Consider the following 20393-nt stretch of genomic DNA (forward strand, 5'->3'; position numbering starts at 1 on the left):
GGAATGGGGAATGGGGAATGGGGAATGGGGAATGGGGAATTGGGAGGAGAATAATAACTCTTAACTCAGCACGGGCTAAACGCCCCGCTACCGCTAACAGCACTCAGCCCTCAGCACCTTACACTGACCATGATGCCGTAACAAATGGTCACATAGTACCAACGCCACCATTGCCTCAACCATTGGGACTGCACGCGGTAATACACAAGGATCGTGTCGTCCTTTTGCTGCTAGTAGGGTTTCTTCGCCCTCACGAGTTACAGTCTTCTGCTCTTTTCTGATTGTTGCTGTTGGCTTAAATGCAACTCGCAAAATGATGTTTTCTCCGTTGGAAATACCACCTTGAATACCGCCAGAACGGTTTGTTACTGTACGGATTTCCCCATTTTGATCAATATAAAATTCGTCGTTATGCTCAATTCCAGTTAGTAGTGTTCCCGCAAAACCGGAACCAATTTCAAAACCTTTGCTAGCAGGGAGAGACATGACACCCTTAGCGATATCAGCTTCTAATTTATCAAATACTGGTTCGCCCAAACCTTTCGGCACATTTCGCGCCACACATTCTACGACACCGCCTATTGAATCACCTTGTCTACCTATTTGCTCAATTAATTCAATCATGCGATCGCCACATTCAGCATCGGGACAGCGAACGATATTGCTTTCTACTTGCTCTAAGGTGACAGTATTTGGATCAACTACACCTTCCAAGTCTTTGATACGCTTAACGTAAGCAATAATTTCGACATTGGCAACTTGACGAAGAATTTTTTTAGCGATCGCACCGGCTGCTACTCTCCCGATTGTCTCACGTGCTGACGACCTACCCCCACCTTGCCAATTGCGAATACCATATTTTGCATCATAGGTTGCATCCGCGTGAGAAGGGCGATACTTCTGTGCCATCTCGTCGTAATCTTGGGGACGAGTATCTTGATTACGTACCAAAATTGTTATAGGCGTTCCCAGTGTTTTGCCTTCAAATACTCCTGAGATAATCTCGCAAGTATCAGCTTCTTTGCGAGGAGTCGTAATTTTACTTTGTCCCGGCCGCCTTCTATCTAGTTCTACCTGAATTTCTTCTGGCGAAATTTCTAGTTGGGGAGGACAACCATCAATGACAACCCCCACACCGCCGCCGTGAGACTCGCCAAAAGTACTAATGCGAAATAAATGACCAAAAATATTGCCCATGATTTTGAGGAAAAAGGTGAGGCTTATGTATTCTACCTAGAGTTCTTCCAAAGTTTGTCTTTGCTTTTTGTAGAATTTTTCGCTATTTTCTAGTATTTATGCAACAGTATCATTGCAGTTCCGGTGATGAAAGCTTTTCCAGATAACGTGAAAAGTCAGGGCTAGGCCATGCTGGGCGAACAAGAATTAAAGCGGATTTCTATAGTGGGAAACAAAACTTTTCATTACCTCAATAAAAGCAAATTACTGCATTTGCAATTAGGCTAATGACGATGAGATCTAGCTTAGTATTATATCTTTTAATATTACTATAATTGATATTTTTTCACTTTCTTCAGAGGAAAATAAAACCCGACTTTTACCTCTACAAATCCCCAAAATAGTTGTATGGTATGATTTTTACAAACTATATTATGATGAGGGAAAAAAATTTTAGCGCTATTTAAAAAATACCAATTCTTCTGTCCTAACCTGCGGAATGTGGATAACTCTATGCACTCAATTAGTTCTTGATGTCTCAACAACAGCGCACCTTATTAATTGTTGATGATTCTCCAGAAGATCGAGAAGTCTATCGGCGGTATTTGCTGCGTGACCAAGAATATTCTCATACCATTTTAGAGGCGACACTGGGAAAACAAGGTCTGGAGCTATGTCAGCAAAACCAGATAGATGCAATTTTACTTGATTATCGATTGCCTGACCTGGATGGATTGGAATTTCTGGCTCGGTTACAATCTTCCCCGCAACAGCCGTGCTTACCAGTGATTATGGTGACGGGGCAGGGAAATGAGGCGATCGCAGTTCAGGCGATGAAAGCGGGCGCACAGGATTATTTGGTCAAAGGACAAATTACCCCACAAGGGTTACACCTGACAGTGAATCGAGCGATCGCCACCGTGCAGATTCGCACCCAACTGCAACAGCAGATTGAGCGAGAACGGTTGACCAGACAAATCAGCCAGCAAATCCATCAATCACTGGAACTAGATGAAATTCTCCAAACCACTGTCACAGAGGTACGCCAGTTTCTCCAGACCGATCGCGTCATCGTCTTTCAGTTAGATTCTCAGGGAAATGGCACGGTTGTCGCAGAATCCGTTGCCAGGGAATGGCGAATAGTCCTGTCTAGCCAAATCTACGATCCTTGCTTTACAGAAGGTTGTATAGAACCATATCAGCAAGGGTGGGTGATGGCAAAATCCGATATTTATGATGGCAGTCTTGCCCCCTGTCATGTTGAATTTCTGGCCCAGTTTCAGGTACGGGCAAATTTGGTAGTCCCCATTCTGCGAGATGACCATTTGTGGGGACTTCTGATTGCCCATCATTGTGCTGCGCCGCGATCGTGGCAGTTGATGGAAATTGAATTACTCCAACAACTTGCAGTTCATCTGGGTATTGCCCTCCAGCAAGCCAATGCTTATGCCCAACTAGAGCAGCAGAGTGAAGCTCGTTATCGTGCCATTGTTGAAGATCAAACAGAATTAATTGTTCGGTATTTACCTGATACCACCATTCAGTTTGTGAATAGCGCCTATTGTCGTTACTTTGGGATCAAAGCAGAGGAAGTTATTGGTAAAAGTTACGAACCTGTGATTTTCCCAGAGGATCGGGAAATAGTTACTCGCTTGGTAAATTCCATGAGTGCCGAAAATCCCACCACTACAATTGAGAACCGAGTCGTTATCAATGGTGAGATTCGCTGGACTCAGTGGATCAACCGGATGATATTTAATCAACTTTGGCAATGTATAGAATTTCAATCTGTGGGGCGAGATATTACCAAGCTGAAAGAGGCAGAAGCCCAACTGCGTCATAGTAGTGAGCGGATCAGTTTAGCCAATGCAGAATTAGCCAGAGCAGCCCGACTCAAAGACGAATTTCTTGCCAATATGAGTCATGAGTTGCGTACCCCTCTCAACTCTATTCTCGGATTATCTGAAGCCTTATTAGAGGAAGTGTTTGGCAGCTTAACCACCAAACAAAACCAGTTTCTCAAGACTATCGAAAAGAGTGGTGAACACTTACTCGCATTGATTAACGATATTTTAGACCTGTCTAAAATTGAGTCAGGCAAGATGGAAATTGAACTGCGTTCAATCTCGCTTCATTCGGTTTGTGAGTCTAGCCTCAATTTTGTCAAGGAACAAGCTCGACAAAAGCGAATTCAGCTAACTTGCGAAATCGATCAAACTATCACACAGATCGAAGCTGATGAACGTAGATTACTCCAGGTATTGGTCAATTTGCTGACAAACGCGGTGAAATTTACGCTCGACGGTGGTCGCGTTAAGTTAGAAGTTAGGATGAACTTGCCACAGCAAGCCGTTGAATTTCGGGTAACTGATAGCGGAATTGGTATTGCCCGAGAAAATTTGAGCCAGATTTTTCAGCCATTTATTCAGTTAGACAGTTCGCTATCACGCCGTTACACAGGAACCGGACTAGGATTATCGATCATCCAACGGATTGTTGATCTACATGGTGGCAGCATCCAAGTGGAAAGCGAGGTGGGACGAGGGAGTTGCTTTAATGTGATGTTCCCGTGGCATCCCTTATTTAAACAAGATGGCTCACCATTACCTGAAGCCCAATTGAATCAAGGTGGAATCCAACAAGCTTTAGTGGTGGAAGATTCGGGTGTAACTGCCAACCAAATTAAACGTTATTTTGCGGAATTAGGCGCAACCAGTGTAATTCTTCCGGGTGGGGAAGGTGTATTGGAAGTTGCGTTGCAAGTCAAGCCGGATGTAATTGTGCTGGATATATTACTGCCTAATAGTACTGGATGGGAAGTGTTAAGCGAGTTAAAAGCACATCCCCAGACTCAGAATATTCCCATTATGATTGTTTCAGTAGTGGATGAGCGATCGCGCAGCTTAGAATTAGGAGCCGCTGAATATCTTTTAAAACCTCTCTCGCGGCAAAAGTTTTATCAAGCATTGAACCGGATTTTCGCAAATGTTCAATCACCCAACTCACAAACTGCCATCATCATTGCAGCCGCAGAATCAGCCCATACTCCCAGAATTTTGTTGGCAGAAGACAATGAAGCCAACATCACTACAATCATGAGTTACCTGGAGGCATATAATTTTCAGGTTATGCTTGCCCGCAATGGTCTAGAAGCCATGCAAATGACAAGACAGCATCAGCCTAATCTCATCTTGATGGATATTCAAATGCCAGAAATGGATGGATTAGAAGCAATCCGTCAAATTCGTGGCGATCGCAAAACCTATTCCATTCCCATTATTGCTCTGACAGCTTTGGTCATGCCCGGAGATTTAGAACGGTGTCTAGAGGCAGGCGCAAACAACTACTTAGCCAAGCCTGTCAAACTCAAGCAGTTATTGGAGATTATCACCCAACATGTTTCAAAAACTGACAATTAGGATTTAATCCATATTACGCAGATATCTTTAGGACGATTAAACTGCTGTATTTGCAATTAGCCTAATAGCGATCGCATTTATTTTGTATTATAAATAGTGACATTGCGTAACTGCCCTTTTATCATAGACTTTTCCTAAAGTCAAAAAACAGAGGGTATGGTAAAGTTCTTACATAGATGAGGATTTTAGCGCTATTTCAAAAATAGTAATCTCTCTATGATAATCTGCGGAATGTGGGCTTGAACTCTATCCGCTCCATTAATTCACAATGTCTCAGCAACAGCGCACCCTCTTAATTGTCGATGATTCCCCAGAAGATAGAGAGCTATATCGGCGGTATTTGTTGCGCGATCGCGAATATTCTTACACTTTTGTAGAAGCAACCCTGGGACAGCTTGGGCTAGAACTTTGCCAGCAACACCAACCAGATGCCATTTTAGTTGATTATCGACTGCCTGATATAGACGGATTGGAATTTTTGGCTAAATTGCAGGCCTCAACTCAACAGCAGTGCCTGCCTGTGATTGTTGTTACAGGGCAGGGAAATGAGGCGATCGCAGTTAAGGCGATGAAAGCCGGCGCACAAGATTATATTGTCAAAGAGCAAATCACTCCAGAAGGGCTGCAAATAGCAGTCAATGGGGCAATTGAAACAGTCCGGCTACATACCCAACTGCAACAGCGGATTGAACGAGAGCGCGTAGTCTCACATATTACCCAGAAAATTTACCAATCGCTGAATCTGGATGAGATTCTTCAAACAACCGTAATCGAAGTGAGAGAATTTCTGCACACCGATCGCGTCTTGATTTTTCAGTTAAAACCTGACGGGGATGGCACAGTAATCGCAGAATCGGTTGGGGCACAGTGGCGCTCACTGCTTAACTCTACTATGTACGATCCCTGCCTCGCGGAGAACTACCTTGCGTGGAATCGACCAGAAATAAGCTACGATCCCACCTTTGTCGAGAATTATATCCAACGCTATCGTCAGGGTTACGTAACTGCGATATTTGATATTCAGGATAGCAGTATTGATCCCTGCCACGTTGAATTGTTGGCTCAGTTTCAAGTAAAAGCTAATCTGGTCGTGCCGATTATTTACGATAACCACTTTTGGGGATTGCTAATTGCTCATAACTGTGCAACTCCTCGAAGGTGGCAACCCTTAGAGATGGACTTGCTCAAAGAACTGGGGATTCAAGTTGGCATTGCAATTCGCCAAGCGGAACTCTATCAGCAGGCACAGAATGAACTGAGCGATCGCAGACGGGTAGAAGCAGAATTACGGCAGAGTGAAGCACAGCTGCGATTGGCACTATCAGCTTCTCGGATGGGAACATGGAACTGGAATATCCAAACGGGAAAAATTACCTGGTCGGATAATCTGGAAGCTTTATTTGGGCTGGAAGCAGGAGAGTTTGATGGCTCATTCGAGATGTTTGTGGCGCGAGTCCACCCTGACGATTGCGATCGCCTACTAGCAGATGTAGATCATGCGATCGCCACTGGAGAAGACTATGACATTGAATTTCGGGTAGTATATCCAAACGGTACAATTCGCTGGGCACTGAGCCAAGGCAAAGTGTTCTACGACCAACAGGGGCAGCCAATGCAGATGGCGGGTATTGATATAGATATCACCGAACGCAAACGGTCAGCCGAAGCTCTGCGCGAGAGTGAGGAACGTTTTCGGCAGCTTGCAGAAAATATTGATGCGGTGTTCTGGATCAGAGAAGTATCTGAAAATCGAGTCACCTATGTCAGTCCTGCTTATGAACGCTTGTGGGGATTGAACTCAGAGCAATTGTATCAAGGACAACAATCATGGGTCGATCGTATTCACCCAGAGGATCGAGAAGCAATTCAAAAAGCGTTTCAGGAAAAAGCTGTTGCAGGTAAATTTGATCAGGAATACCGGATTATTTTACCCGATGGTAGTATACGCTGGGTTCACGATCGCTGTTTTGGGCTTCGAGATGAAACAGGAGAGATTTATCGGTTTGCAGGTATTGCCGAAGACATCAGCGAACGCAAACAGGTAGAGCAGTCCCTGCGAGACAGTGAAGAACGCCTGCAAATGGCACTGGAAGGTTCTGGTGGCGGTCTATGGGATTGGAACATTGTTACCAATGAAGATTATTTAAGTTCACGATGGCTGGAAATGCTGGGATATAAGCAAGGAGAGCTACCTGGGCACTTTAACAGTTGGGAGCGACTGATTCATCCTGAAGATAAAGTTAGGGTGATGGAACGGTTGAATGCCCATCTTCAGGACGATTCGGTATCTTACAAATTTGAATATCGGATGTTAACCAAGTCTGGGGAGTGGAAATGGATTGCCAACTACGGAAAAGTGGTTTTGCGCGATCAGCAGGGCAATCCACTCCGAATGGCAGGCATCCATCATGATGTCACCGATGTCTACAACGAGCTTCGCTTACGCAAACAGGCAGAGGTTGCTTTGCGAGAAAGCGAAGAACGCTTCCGCACTTCGGTTGAAAATATGCTTGATTGTTTTGGGGTATACCGTACTGTGCGGAATGAGCAGGGACAGATTGTTGATTTTGTGACTGAATATGTCAATAATGCCGCTTGTGTCAACAATCAAATGACTTATGAGGAGCAAATTGGGCGAGGGTTGTGTGAATTACTACCAGGGCATTGTGACAGTGGATTGTTTAATGATTACTGTCAGGTAGTAGAAACAGGGCAGGCGCTGATTAAAGACAGCCTAGTTTATGAGGATGAGTACGGAGAGCAACGCTTAGTTAAAGCCTTTGATATCCGCGCCGCTAAATTTGGAGATGGATTTATTGCCACCTGGCGAGATATCACAACTCGCCAACAAACAGAAGTTACCCTGCGCCAGAGTGAAGAATTTAAAAACCGCATTTTAGAAAGCAGTTCTGACTGCATCAAGGTATTAAGTGTTGATGGGCGGCTCCTGTACATGAATACAGGCGGGCTTTGCTTAATGGAAATTGACAACTTAAATTCCCATCTGAATACTGAATGGCTCTGTTTCTGGGAAGGCAGCTATCGGCAACAGGCAGAGCAGGCACTCGCTACCGCTAAAACAGGTGAAGTCAACATTTTTCGCGGATACTGCCCAACTGTAAAAGGCACTCCCAAATGGTGGGAAGTGGTTGTTAGCCCGATTCTGGATGCTTCCGGGCAACTAGAACGAATCTTGTTGATTTCACGAGACATCACTGAGCGCAAAAAGACAGAACTCCTATTGCAGGAGAGCGAAGCCCGATTGAAACTGGCGTACAAAGCTACGCGATCAGGAGTATGGGATTGGGATATTATCCGCAACAGCGCTCATGTATCTGAAGAGTACCGCAATCTATTCGGGCTTGACTCAACCACAGAGGAAGTCAGCTTTGAAGAGTGGTTAAGCCTCCTGCACCCAGACGATCGCAACTTTGCCAATGAAATAGTGAGTTGCACGATCCAGCAACAGCAAGAGTATTATGAAACTGATTATCGCATTTTACACCCTGATGGGATTCGCTGGTTAGCAGCTAGAGCTAAGGTTTTTTATGATGCTGCGGGCAATGCAGTACGGATGCTGGGTAACGTGCAAGATATCACCGATCGCAAACAGGTAGAGGAAGAATTACGGCAAAGCGAGGAACGCTATCGTTGCTTGGCAGAATTAATCCCACAATTAGTCTGGACAGCCAACCCGGAAGGAGCGTTACTCGATGCCAACCAACGTTGGTTGGAATACACAGGATTAACGCCAGAACAAGCCCACACACTCGGCTGGAAAGAGGTTGTGCATCCAGAAGATGTAATTATTCTGGCTCAAAAGTGGAGCGAGGCAGTACAACAGGGTATTTCTTATCAAGCCGAAGGTCGGATGCTTAGGGCAGATGGTGTGTATCGCTGGCATCTGCACCAAGCAATTCCACAAAAAGATCGGCAAGGTGAAATTGTCAAATGGTTTGGCAGTGCAACCGATATCGAAGCGCAAAAACAACTAGAGGCTGAACGCGATCGCCTATTCCAGTTAGAGCAAGCCGCACGGACTGAAGCCGAACGCGCCAATCGGATCAAAGATGAGTTTCTTGCCGTTCTCTCCCATGAATTGCGATCGCCTCTTAACCCGATTCTCGGCTGGACAAAACTGCTGCAAACCCGCAAATTTAATGAAACCAAAACGGCTGAAGCCTTAGCTACAATTGAACGCAATGCCAAACTGCAAACTCAACTGATTGATGACTTGCTGGATGTTGCCAAGATTCTGCGCGGCAAACTCACCATAGATGCGACTCCTGTAAATTTGGCATTTGTGATTGAATCTGCGATCGACACGGTAACTACAGCAGCCATTGCCAAATCAATTGCGTTGCAGCCGATGCTGCCGAACATTGGACAAGTTTCTGGAGATTCCAATCGCTTGCAACAGATCGTTTGGAATTTACTTTCCAACGCGATTAAGTTTACCCCCAAGGGAGGACGGGTTGAAATCCGATTAGAGCAAGTAGATGAGCAGGCACACATTATCGTCCGTGACACTGGTAAAGGCATTAACCTTGAGTTTCTCCCGTATATTTTTGAGTCATTCCGTCAGGAAGATGTCTCAATTACTCGCAAGTATGGCGGGTTAGGATTGGGATTAGCGATCGTCCGGCAGTTGGTTGAGGCTCATGGCGGCACCATCATGGCTGACAGTCCAGGTGTTGGCTTGGGAGCCACCTTTACAGTCCAGTTGCCACTGCTGAATGTTCAACCAGAAATCAGGCAGACAGATAAGTTGCCACAACCAGCACTTGAACTCACGGGTATTCGAGTTCTGACAGTGGATGATGACCCCGATGCCCGTGAGCTATTAACAGTATTGCTTACTGAATACGGAGCGAAAGTCTTAACTGTTGCTTGTGCGGCCGAAGTGTTAGCAAACCTGGAGTCCTTTCAACCGGATGTGTTAGTCAGTGATATTGGGATGCCTGAAGTTGATGGTTATTCCCTGATTCAACAGATCCGAACTTTAACCCCCAAAAAAGGTGGACAAATTCCCGCGATCGCTTTGACTGCTTATGCCAGAGTCGATGATTACCAGCGAGCTATAACCAGTGGCTATCAACGCCACGTTACCAAGCCCCTCGATCCAGAAGAGTTAGTTCAAGCTGTGGTAGCACTCGCACACAGCAAACTATAATTCAGTTTAATCGAAAGGTGATGCCACATAAACAACTCCTTCAATCAATTCGGTTTTCTTGAGATTAAGTATGGCATTATAGCCACACTTAAACTCTGCACTAATGAGGCGATCGCCATTCTCAAGAGGCAGTAGACAATAGACATCTCCATAAATTAAATATGCGTTATCCAGAATCAATGTAGAGACGTAGCACAGCTACGTCTCTACATTGATTTTCACTCCTATGTCTAATACGGTTTGGTTAAGATTTTGTGATGACAATTCTAAATCACAAAAACGCAATCAATCATCACAAAAACGCAATCAATCGCCGTCTCTATAAAAGAACAATTTCTGATATAATTCCTTGTTTTTAGTAAACTTCTTGCAAAATTCTCTTCACGCGGTAGAATAACGAAATTTTGCAAGAGTTTTAATCATGAAACCATTTCTTTTTGTAACCGATTTAGATGACACCCTCGTGTATCGCACCGTTGGTGATGACAACGCTTTACCAGAACTAAATCAACTGCTGAGTCAACATCGCCAAGAATACGGCACTAAAATTGTTTATTCTACCGGGCGATCGCCCTTACTTTACAAACAACTCCAAGCTCAAAAAAATCTTTTGCAACCCGATGCCCTTGTCCTTTCTGTGGGTACGGAAATTTATCTCAATGGTGCTGATACTCCAGACTCAGATTGGTCAGAAATCCTCTCTCAGGGATGGGAACGGGAAACTGTATTATCTATTACCCATAAATACAATGAGTTAGTTCGGCAACCAGATTCAGAACAGCGTCCTTTCAAAGTGAGCTTTTTTTTAGAACAAGAAGCATCTGCGAATGTTCTACCACAACTTGAAGCAGAGTTGCAGAAATCTAAATTAAATGTAAAGTTAATCTACAGTAGCGGTATTGACCTTGACATTGTACCCCATAGCAGCGATAAAGGTCAGGCAATGCAGTTTTTACGCCAGAAGTGGAAATTTGCAGCAGAACAAACAGTTGTCTGTGGTGATTCAGGTAATGATATTGCTTTATTTGCTGTAGGCAACGAACGGGGAATCATCGTCGGGAATGCCCGAAAAGAGTTACTCCAATGGCATAACGAGTATCCCGCTATGCACCGCTACCTGGCTTCAAGTTTTTGTGCAGGTGGAATTATTGAAGGCTTAAATTATTTTGGTCTCTTGTAATGATTAGTTATCTAAAAGGTATAGTCGCTGGTATCCAAACAATTGGCGCTAATCGCGTGATTCTGACTCTGGAAGTGAATGGCTTGGGGTACGATTTGCAAGTTCCCCAACGGCTAGCAAACCAGTTACCAGAATCGGGAGGAGTAGCGCAAATTTTTACCCATTTTCAAATTCGGGAAGAAGTGCCCTACTTATATGGCTTTGCTTCCCCAGCCGAACGCGATTTATTTCGCCACTTGCTGACTGTCACAGGGATTGGTGCAGCCTTAGCGATCGCACTCCTGGACACTCTGGAACTACCAGATTTAGTCCAAGCAATTATCGCTGGCAATACACAAATCTTAATTCAGGCTCCCGGTGTCGGCAAAAAAATCGCAGAGCGCATCTGTTTGGAACTGAAAAGCAAATTAGTCGAGTGGCGTAAATCAGCCGGGTTCTTCGTCGCCACAGGCGGGCCAGCACCAGGAATTCTCGAAGAGGTGCAAATGACTCTCTTTGCCTTGGGATATACTGCCCATGAGGTCAGTCACGCCCTGCATGTGGTCAGCGAAGACATCGGCCTACCCAAAGATGCTTATGTCGAAGACTGGATTAAACAAGCGATCGCTCATCTCAGTAGCGAACAAGTTTAATTTGTCATTAGTCATTAGTCATTAGTCATTAGTCATTAGTCATTAGTCATTTGTCATTTGCCATTCCCCATTCCCCATGACCGACCCTTACGCCTGGCTAGAACAATCCTTAGCAACAATTCATCGGGCGGACTGGTATCGTTCGGTACAACCTATCAGAGGTCGTCCTGGTGCAACGGTGGTTTTAGCTGGGCAAGAGGTAATCAATTTTGCCAGCAATGACTATTTGGGATTGGCTGGGGATGAGCGGTTGATGGCAGCCGCAACTGCTGCGATCGCAGAATTTGGTACTGGTAGTACTGGTTCTAGATTACTCAGTGGGCATCGAGAATTGCATGGAGAGTTAGAAAAGGCGATCGCATCTACCAAACAAACAGAAGATGCCTTGGTATTTAGTTCAGGGTATCTAGCTAATTTGGGTGCAATTACCGCCCTTGTGGGCAAGCGTGATTTAATTTTATCTGACCAGTACAATCATTCCAGTTTGAAAAATGGAGCGATTCTTAGCGGTGCAGCAGTTGTGGAATATCCGCACTGTGATCTTGAAGTCTTAAAAACTCAGTTGAGTCAACAACGGCAAAATTACCGACGCTGTTTGATTCTTACTGATACTGTCTTCAGCATGGACGGCGATTTATGTCCGTTGCCCGCACTGTTCGATCTGGCTGATGAATTTAGCTGTATGCTGCTAGTCGATGAAGCTCATGCCACTGGGGTACTAGGAAAAACTGGCGCTGGGTGTGTTGAGCATTTTGGGTGTACAGGAAAGCAATTAATTCAAATTGGGACTTTGAGTAAAGCTTTGGGTAGTTTAGGCGGTTATGTGGCAGGAAGTAGCGCCTTAATTGACTTTTTGCGGAACCGCGCACCCAGTTGGATTTATACCACTGGGCTTTCACCTGCTGATACAGCAGCAGCCTTAGCAGCCATCAAGATAGTGCAACAAGAACCGCAACACCTTGCCCAATTGTGGGGGAACATACATTACTTGAAAACTTTGCTGCAACAGTTGCCTAACTTAAAATTGCTGCCTTCTGAATCACCCATATTATGCTTTCAATTGCCTAATGCTACAGATGCCCTCAAAGCTGGAAAACAGCTAAGAGATGCTGGCATTTTTGCCCCAGCAATTCGTCCTCCTACAGTGCCCACTAGTCGAATCAGAATATCTGTAATGGCAACTCATGAAGTAGCACATATTGAAAAATTGGTAGCAGTGCTGAAGGATGTTATCTGAATTGGGAATTGCGAATTGGGAATGAATTGGTGGTGACTAATTCGTAATTTTCTGGGAGATATTTCTGATATTGTGATGATTGCGACTGACTAATAAAAAACTCACTATTGGTAGATTTTATACCATAATTTTTATAAGCAAATTAGGTTCCTGCATTTCTAATAATTGACTATTCACGATCGGCAAATTAATGTTATGGATATAGAAGATTCATAATAAATTATGCCTGGTAATACCATATAACTTAATAATTAGCCTCTATTAGGACTAGTATTTGATTTTGAAAAAATCTAAGTATATGTAGTGTTACGGCTTCCGTAACACACCAGAATCTTCGGGTGGTGCGTTAGCCTACGGCATAACACACCCTACAAGACTATATAACTTAATAATTAGCCTCTAGCAAAAGAGGTTTTTAAAACTGAAAAAAATCTATCTAGAGATAAATTACTAAAACTTGAAAACTAGCTTAGGGTATGTAGAGCCTCTACAATCAGTATTGGTTGTTCTTATACATTTTCATGCCTCATATTGATTATTTCCTGTTACGGCGCTATGGGATTGCTGTATTAATTATCACACTCGCATTAGTGTTAATGTTGATGCTAGACCCCTGGTTAAGCATGAGTGGAACTCCTTTCTTGCTGTTTTTTGGCGCTGTAATGGTGAGTGCTTGGTATGGTGGTTTGAAATCAGGGCTATTAGCAACTTCCTTGTCTGCGTTACTGAGCAATTACTTCTTTCTCCCGCCAGCTTATGAGCTGAGTTTTGACTTATCTAATTCTGTGCGAATTGGGTTGTTTGCATTACAAGGATTGCTCTTTAGCATCTTATGTGAGGCATTTAATACTGCTAAAAGACAGGTTGATAGAAATCTCCAACAGTTAAGAGTTAGTGAGGAGAGATTTCGATTAGCGTTAAGCAGTTCAGATATTGTGGTCTTTCAACAAGATCGAGATTTGCGATATCAGTGGATTCATAATCCTCAAGGTTTAGATACTGCTGAGGAAATGTTAGGTAAGTCTGATGATGAATTATTTACAGCTTCAGCAGCAGAGCAACTGAAGGCAATTAAGCTGAAGGTAATAGAGACTGGTATTTCAACTCGTGAAGAGGTTTATCTAATAACTTGCGGAGAAGATCGTTACTATGATTTGCTGGTTGAACCACTGAAAGATACAGACAATAGTATTCATGGTATAACTTGTGCGGCTGTGAATATTACTGAGCGCAAACAAGCAGAACTAGAAAAAGCCAGGTTGCATCAGGAACTTCAACAAGTTGTTCAACAAAAAGACGAATCTCTGGCGTTGCTTAATGCTTGGCTTACCAGTTCACCAGTGGCGTTAGCTTTTCTGGATAGTGAACTTCGCTATGTTTATGCTAATGAAGCGCTAGCAGCTATTAACGGTATACCTCAAACTCAACATATTGGTAGCACCTTTCGGGAAGTATTACCAGAATGGGCAGCGCAAATTGAGCCTGTTTTTGAGCAAGTGATGCAAACCGGACAGCCTTTACTTAACCAGGAAGTGAGCGGTGAAACCTATCCGCCTGGGGTGTATCGTTATGGTCTTGTCAGCTATTATCCGGTGTATTTACCGAATGGGCATTTGTTGGGAGTGGGCATTAGTTCAATTGATATTACTCAACTGAAACAAACTGAGCAAGCATTAAGAGAAAGCGAAGCGAAGTTTCGCAGCGTGGTTGAGTCAAATATGATTGGTATTGGCTTCTGGCATAGAGACGGTAGGATTACAGATGCTAACGATGCCTTGCTGAATATGGTGGGTTATAGCCGTGAAGAATTACTTACCGGAAAACTTCGTTGGCAAGACTTAACTCCTACAGAGTACCTACCACTCGATAAGGAAGCACTAACTCAATTTCAAGACAGCCCCTTTTGCACACCATATCAAAAAGAATATATCCGTCAAGACGGCTCACGCTTACCGATTTTGGCAGGTGGTAGCCATTTTGAAGGGACTGTAGATAGAGGAGCTTTTTTTGTTCTCGATATTACAGAGCGCAAGCAAGCTGAAGAAAGACTCCGCTATATCGCGCAAGTTAGTAGTTTCCTATCTACTTCTCTAGATTACGAAGAAACTTTAGAACAAATTGCTAAAATTTCAGTTCCCCAGCTAGCTGATTGGTGTAGCATTGATATTTTAAATGAAGATGGTTCCATTCGCCGCCTACCTATTACTCATGCAGACCCATCGAAAGCGGAGTTGGCGCGTAAACTTCAGGAGTATGCAACAGATTATAAGGGTACAAGTGCAATTACTAGAGTACTGGAAACTGGGCAAAGCGAATTAATCTCAGAAATATCTGACTCGCTATTAGTGGCAAGCACTCAAAATCTTGAACATTTAGAACTTGTTCGGCAATTGGGGATGAAGTCTGTGATGATTGTGCCCTTAATGGCACAAGGGCGAGTACTCGGCACTATCAGCTTTGTCAGCACGCAATCAAACCGTCGCTACGATCGCACTGACCTAACTTTAGCAACAGAGATTACCCACCGGGCAGCCTTAGCAATGGAAAATGCCCGGCTTTATAGAGATATCCAACACGCTTTAGTCCATTACGCCGAATCTCTATCTCTTCTAGATGCACTGTTAGAAGCCGCTCCTGTTGCCGTATGCTTTTTAGATCGGGAACTGAGATATATCCGAATTAATCAAGTTTTCGCTGACATTAATGGTTTGACTATAGAAGAACATCTAGGACGCAAATTTGGGGAAGTATTGCCAGCAATGGCGGCTGAGTTTGGGCAGCAGTTACAGCGCGTTTTGGATACTGGAGAACCACTGCTGAATGTAGAAATTAGCGGTGAGACGAGGGAACAATCCCAACGTTACGGCTACTGGCTGGGCAACTATTACCCAGTCAACAACTCAATGGGCGAAACGGTAGGAATTGGGATTATTTTGGCAGATGTGACAGCAGCCAAGCAAACAGAAGTGGCTTTGCGAGAAAGCGAAGAAAGATTCCGGGCAATGTTCAACCAGGCGGCTGTGGGTATTACTCTGGTAGCATTGGATGGAAAATTTATTCAGGTTAATCCTGCCTTATGCGAAATTACTGGGTACAGCCCTGAAGAGTTAATGCAAATAACTTTTGAGGAAATTACCCATCCTGACGACTTAGCTGTTGACTTGGAAAATGCTCGGCGAGTTTTAGCAAAAGAAATTAGTGGTTATTCTTTAGAGAAGCGCTACATCCGCAAAGATGGTTCTATAGTTTGGGTAAACCTAACTTCATCAGCAGTTTGGGATACCAACGGACTTCCAAAGTATGCGTTAGGCATTATTGAGGATATTAGCGAACGCAAACGAGTTGAAACAACACAACAGTTTTTAGTCGAGGCCAGCACCTTACTAGCTGCCTCATTAGATTATGAAATTGCCTTAGAAAGTGTGGCTAATCTCGCAGTTCCTACCTTAGCTGACTGGTGTATTGTAGATGTTTTCCAGGAAGATTGGTCAAGTAAACAAATTGCGATCGCAATTGCCGATCCCATCAAACTAAATATTTTAGACGAAATTCGACGGCGCTATCGACCCAAAGCTAGAGCCAAAGAGGTTTTGCAACAGCTAAAGCGAGGAATATCTGCCTTTTATTCCGAATTATCTGACTCTAATCTTGTAGAGATGGCCGAAGATGAGGAACATTTACAATTCCTGCAAAGCCTGGGTATTCGTTCTCTAATGATCATTCCAGTTCGTTCCCGTGGACAATTATTTGGAGCAATTTCTTTTTTCACAGCCGAGTCAGGCCGGTACTACCAACAAACAGACTTGGCCTTAGCAGAAGATATTGCTCGGCGGGCGGCGATAGCCATCGATAACGCCAGACTCTACCAAGAAACTCAACAGGCAAAACAGGCGGCTGAAAGGTCTGTCAATCGCACCATACTTTTACAAAGAATAACTGCTGCCCTCTCAGAAGCGTTAACTCCCCAACAAGTAGCCGATGTCGTGGTGAACCAAGGGATTGCTGCCTTGGAAGCTACTGGTGGTTCCGTTGTCTTACTTACCGAGGGAGATACTACCCTAAAAGTTGTGCAAGCAATTGGCTATTCGCAAGCACTAATAGATACTTGGGCAACTTTTCCCATCACATCACCTAACCAAATAGCAGAAACAGTCAGAACTGGGCAGCCGATTTTTTTAGAAAATTTAGCAGCGATGATTGCTAGATATCCAAACTTAGCAGAGGTTGTGACTCTCACAGGGAATAATTCTTGGGCTTCCATTCCCTTGATAGCAGAAGGTAAAGTAATTGGGGCACTGGGATTAAGCTTTAGCAAAGAACAAATATTTAACGAAAAAGACCGGGGATTTATGTTGACGGTGGGGCAGCAGTGTGCGCAAGCGATCGCTCGCGCCCAACTTTACGAAGCTGAAAAGACCGCCAGGGCACAAGCTGAGACAGCCAACCGCATTAAAGATGAATTTCTTGCTGTCCTTTCCCATGAACTCCGAACTCCCTTGAATCCGATTTTAGGGTGGGCAAAGTTACTCAGAACCCGCAACTTCGATGAAGCTACTAAAATTCGGGCATTGGAAACAATCGAGCGGAATGCCAAGTTACAAACTCAATTAATTGGAGATTTACTTGATGTTTCGCGGATTTTACAAGGTAAAGTCAGATTAAATCTCTATGCAGTGGATTTGAAAATAGCGATCGCAGGTGCATTAGAAACGGTACGTTTAGCAGCAGAAGCCAAGTCGATTCAAATTCAAACGGTTTTAAGTAATGATATCGGCAAAGTCCTCGGTGATAGCGATCGCTTGCAACAAGTAATGTGGAATCTCCTCTCCAATGCCGTTAAATTCACACCCACAGAAGGACGAGTAGAAGTCCGTCTAGAGCAAGTTGGCTTAGATGCTCAAATTCAAGTGATTGATACAGGTAAAGGAATCATCCCAGAATTTTTGCCCTATGTCTTTGATTACTTCCGGCAAGCAGATGCTAAGACAACCAGAGTATTTGGCGGACTAGGATTAGGGCTGGCAATTGTGCGTCATTTAGTAGAACTTCACGGTGGTACAGTTCAGGCAGAGAGTCTAGGAGAAGGGCAAGGCGCTACTTTTACAGTCAGACTACCTTTGCTGAAAAATTCTGAGTTGCGAGTCAGCAGCGATGAGGCTTCTCAAACAGAACTAAGTACAGATGACACATTACTGGCTGGGTTGCAAATCCTACTTGTGGACGATCAAGCTGATGTGCGAGAGTTTTTTAGCTTTGCGCTAGAACAATATGGCGCGACTGTAACCGCAGTTGAATCAGCAGCCGAAGCACTGGAAATATTAATGCAATCAAAGCCAGATATTCTGTTAAGCGATATTGGAATGCCCCTAATGGATGGCTATATGCTGCTGCGTGAAGTGAGAAAATTACCGCCAGAGCAAAACGGGCAAATTCCAGCGATCGCACTGACAGCTTATGCTGGAGAAATCAACTACAACCAAGCAATGGCAGCAGGATTTCAAAAGCACCTACCTAAACCCGTAGATCCAGCTGAATTAGCGGCTGCGATTGATAAACTAATTCGTAATTCATCTTGATTAAAACCCAAAACCCTTGTAGAGATGGCGATTTATCGCGTCTTAATTGAACCATATTTGATTAAAACCAAGGTTAGAGGATGTTTGAAAAGTCCTCTTCTCGGTATCAAAAGTTTTAGATCCCTCTAAATCTCCCTTAAAAAGGGAGACTTTGATTCCGGTTCCCCCTTTTTTAAGGGGGGTTAGGGGGGATCTAAAAGTTCCTAAAATCACAGCGAAAAACTTTTCAAACATCTTCTTAAGAACAAACGAAAAATCATCATTTTTTCAAAGCAAACGCATCTATCCGTAGTGTAACAATTACGAATTACGTTAGCGTAGCGGGGCGAAGCCCATTACGAATTATCCAATCGGTCGATTACCAGGATTGACTGCATGGATATATTCACTACCCGATCCCGGTCTTCCTCGCTTATAGTAAGCTTCTTCTGGTTTACCCCATCCTAGCTGCAAAATCATTTCCAAAAAACTAGAATTTTCCCACTTACATAAACTTGCCCATTCTGTTCTTTGAACAATTCTTTCTACATCAGACGTAAGAATTTGTTGGTATTGCTTACTATTATTGAAACTCAAATATAAATCCATCCCCGTAGAGACTTCATACCAAAATTCTACAATGGAATTTTTAGCAGATTTTAATATCTCTAAGTCACTAGCAAGAGCTATTAAATCAGTATTTACTTCGGGATAGCTCAAGTTTTTACCTTTAACTGTCACCTCCCGCCAGATAATACCTGAAACTTGATTTTCTTTTTGATAGTCGTGAATTGCAGCTTTGAAATCTTGATAAGCTGTGAATTGTTGCAACCCATCAGTCCTAATAAACTGGTCAATTACAGGATTGCCAGAGACCGTTATCTCTAACTTTAGGCGTTTTCCGTTGAGGCAAGCTTGGCGTTCGGCTGCCAAAACTTGAATTAGCTCCTGGGTGGTGTAAACCTTTGACATCAGAATACACTCAATACGGGACTAGAGATTACTTTTCTAAATCGTTAACACAGATATTTCAATATTATGCTTTGACATCAGCAGAAATGTAGTAACAGATAGCACGAAAAACTAGGGCAGACCAATTTGGTCTACCCCATAACTTATCTAGCTAACTCACTACTGAACTCATTAAAAGCTCGTCGCTTTAGTTGTGCTGTTTCAGTACGTGGTAATAACTCATAGATTTTGCGAAATTGATCATCTATTTCTTCAAAAGGTACTTGACCTTTTTTATTCAAAACTACCTCACCGGCTTTATTAAACACTACAACTTGAGGAACAGACCCAGAATAGTAATATCCTGGTTCTGTAGGGTCGTAAGTTTCTTTAGACGGGATAGTATCTACATTAATCGGCATAATCTCTGCTACCCGACCGTAGAATTCCTGTACCCGTGAGATCGAAATGGCATATCTTTTAGAATCGCTGCTGTCATCCAAATAAAAAGCCAAAAATATCGGTTTATGTTCCGCTAAAGTTTGTGCGAGTGTCTGTCTGGGAGGAACTAATGAACCATTGCCAGCATAAACAACGAAGATGTTGCCATCATATAAATCATTATCGAGACCAGCATAAGCAGGTTGCGTACTTATAATGAAAAGACTTACAAGCAACAACAGGCATTTGGACAACCACCTTTGCCAGCTAGTAATTTGTTTATGTAAAAAAAGAAATTTTGTGCTATTCATCAAAAGGAACCTTGCAAGCTACTACTTGTCGTGAGTTTGTGCTGAATTCGAAAAACTGGGCTGGATATGTAATTACGCCCACACACTATTTTTTAAGATAACGTCTACTGAGATTATCTCTTTTAAGTGGATGATAGAGTTGAACGGAGTTCCGAGGTGGATGAACGGAGTTCCGATATGGATGAACGGAGTTCTGAGGTGGATGAACGGAGTTCCGATATGGATGAACGGAGTTCTGAGGTGGATGAACGGAGTTCTGAGGTGGATGAACGGAGTTCTGAGGTGGATGAACGGAGTTCTGAGGTGGATGAACGGAGT

Annotated in this window: 11 protein-coding genes; 7 read left to right on the forward strand and 4 right to left on the reverse strand. The window is 43.6% G+C overall.

Going from position 1 to position 20393, the window contains the following annotated elements:
• Nucleotides 1–93 precede the first annotated feature (93 nt).
• A complete protein-coding gene (gene aroC / locus GNF10_RS24935; protein ID WP_185581266.1) occupies nt 94–1197 on the reverse strand; it encodes a chorismate synthase in 1104 nt (367 codons plus the stop codon).
• Between the two features lie 512 nt (nt 1198–1709).
• Here aroC and GNF10_RS24940 point away from each other — a divergent pair.
• Both GNF10_RS24940 and GNF10_RS24945 read left to right on the forward strand, forming a co-directional pair.
• A complete protein-coding gene (locus GNF10_RS24940) occupies nt 1710–4595 on the forward strand; it encodes a response regulator (protein ID WP_185583414.1) in 2886 nt (961 codons plus the stop codon).
• A gap of 268 nt (nt 4596–4863) precedes the next feature.
• A complete protein-coding gene (locus GNF10_RS24945) occupies nt 4864–9768 on the forward strand; it encodes a PAS domain-containing protein (RefSeq protein WP_185583413.1) in 4905 nt (1634 codons plus the stop codon).
• A 6-nt stretch (nt 9769–9774) separates the two neighbouring features.
• Here GNF10_RS24945 and GNF10_RS24950 read toward each other — a convergent pair whose 3' ends face one another.
• The gene (locus GNF10_RS24950) at nt 9775–9948 is read right to left on the reverse strand and encodes a hypothetical protein (RefSeq protein ID WP_185583415.1); all 174 of its coding nucleotides are present in this window, start codon (nt 9946–9948) and stop codon (nt 9775–9777) included.
• 241 nt (nt 9949–10189) lie between these two features.
• On the opposite strand from GNF10_RS24950, the gene GNF10_RS24955 reads away from it, so the two are divergent.
• From GNF10_RS24955 to GNF10_RS24970, 4 genes are all read left to right on the forward strand, one after another.
• Nucleotides 10190–10948 (forward strand): sucrose-phosphate phosphatase, encoded by a 759-nt coding sequence (locus tag GNF10_RS24955; protein ID WP_185583412.1) that lies wholly within the window; start codon nt 10190–10192, stop codon nt 10946–10948.
• Nucleotides 10948–11580 carry a Holliday junction branch migration protein RuvA gene (gene ruvA, locus GNF10_RS24960; protein WP_041565497.1) on the forward strand — a complete coding sequence of 211 codons (633 nt, stop codon included), beginning with the start codon at nt 10948–10950 and terminating at the stop codon, nt 11578–11580. The genes GNF10_RS24955 and ruvA overlap by 1 nt, the downstream gene beginning before the upstream one ends.
• Before the next feature lie 76 nt (nt 11581–11656).
• Nucleotides 11657–12817, forward strand: coding sequence for an 8-amino-7-oxononanoate synthase (bioF, locus tag GNF10_RS24965; RefSeq protein WP_185583410.1), 1161 nt, complete (start codon nt 11657–11659; stop codon nt 12815–12817).
• Nucleotides 12818–13338: 521 nt separating this feature from the next.
• Nucleotides 13339–18393 carry a PAS domain S-box protein gene (locus GNF10_RS24970; protein ID WP_185580563.1) on the forward strand — a complete coding sequence of 1685 codons (5055 nt, stop codon included), beginning with the start codon at nt 13339–13341 and terminating at the stop codon, nt 18391–18393.
• 342 nt (nt 18394–18735) lie between these two features.
• Here the strand turns inward: GNF10_RS24970 and GNF10_RS24975 are convergent, their stop codons facing one another.
• Nucleotides 18736–19344 (reverse strand): hypothetical protein, encoded by a 609-nt coding sequence (locus GNF10_RS24975; RefSeq protein WP_185580562.1) that lies wholly within the window; start codon nt 19342–19344, stop codon nt 18736–18738.
• Between the two features lie 143 nt (nt 19345–19487).
• Complete coding sequence (locus GNF10_RS24980; RefSeq protein ID WP_185580561.1) at nt 19488–20075, reverse strand: thylakoid membrane photosystem I accumulation factor; 588 nt, start codon at nt 20073–20075, stop codon at nt 19488–19490.
• Nucleotides 20076–20201: 126 nt separating this feature from the next.
• Between GNF10_RS24980 and GNF10_RS24985 the strand changes: the two genes are divergently transcribed.
• Nucleotides 20202–20393: hypothetical protein (locus tag GNF10_RS24985; protein ID WP_221644669.1), on the forward strand; the 192-nt coding region annotated here is incomplete at its 3' end.

Origin of the sequence: Nostoc sp. UCD121 (assembly GCF_014222285.1) — a bacterium.
GTDB lineage: Bacteria > Cyanobacteriota > Cyanobacteriia > Cyanobacteriales > Nostocaceae > Nostoc.